This is a genomic window from Pseudomonas sp. YQ_5, assembly GCF_043103305.1.
In the GTDB taxonomy this organism is placed as follows: Bacteria; Pseudomonadota; Gammaproteobacteria; order Pseudomonadales; family Pseudomonadaceae; genus Aquipseudomonas; species Aquipseudomonas putida_Y.
This window is the reverse complement of sequence record NZ_JBICJS010000087.1, coordinates 1-931: the sequence shown is the minus strand read 5'-3', so window position 1 is coordinate 931 and position 931 is coordinate 1. Positions and strand designations below refer to the sequence as shown.

Below are 931 nucleotides of genomic sequence, written 5' to 3'. Positions count from 1 at the left end.
ATGGCGTCGTCACAATCAGCAATTTGCTGCTCCAGGAAGTCATAGGCAGCCAATTCCTGAGTTAGCGCATGCAAATGCTCGCGCCGCCAATTGCCATGAAGACTCCGAGCGACAGCCTCCTTGCCTGCCTTGATGCGGCGGTCGGTCAGTTCAGCCAGTTGCACTGGGTCCCGTTCACCTGCGCAGATGGCTCGCAAAATCTTCATGCCAGTTACGCCGGAAATATCACTGATGACATTGGCCAGCTGGATGTTCATTTGGCTCATGGCCTTTTGCATCCGGTTCAGCGTCTGCGCCTGGTCTTTCACTTTGGAAGCACGCTGCCTGACCAATGACCGGACGCAGCAGGTCAGATCATCGGGGCGGAATGCGCCTCGGAGCAGTCCATGAGTCATCAGCTGCCAAATCCACTGGCAATCCAGCACATCTGATTTACGGCCCGTGATTTGCCGGGTTGCTCTGGCATTGACGAGATAAACCTCAAAGCCGCGCTCGCTGAGAATCTCGTAAATTGGAATCCAATAAACTCCCGTGGATTCCATGGCAACGACCTTGATCCCCAGGCTTTCAAGCCAGTTAGCCATCTTGAGCAGGTCGTCAGTAAAGGACGTGAACGACTGGACGGGATTTTCGTGCCGGGGATCGACCGCCACGAAATGCTCTCGACCACCGACATCGATCGCCGCGCAATCGGGATGGACGACGGTAAAGCGTTGCTTGGAAGGCTTGCGCGCCATGATGAATCCTCGCAGGATAAAGGGCGCGCGGGGCACACGGTGGCGAAAGGGTTCACTCTCTCATACGTGGTCACAGCTGAATCAGCTGATGCCTACAGGGACTTCACGCCGATACCGTGCGGATCACTCTCCCACGCGGGTGTGCGGACACACACCAGTGCTGGCTACGATCTCTGTCCCGCGCACACGAACCC

The 931-nt window shown here is 56.7% G+C and carries 1 pseudogene; it reads right to left on the bottom strand.

From position 1 onward, the window contains the following. Positions 1-737, bottom strand: a pseudogene (locus tag ACF8EA_RS19760) (IS110-like element ISPpu9 family transposase); the annotation flags it as partial. Positions 738-931 lie beyond the last annotated feature (194 nt).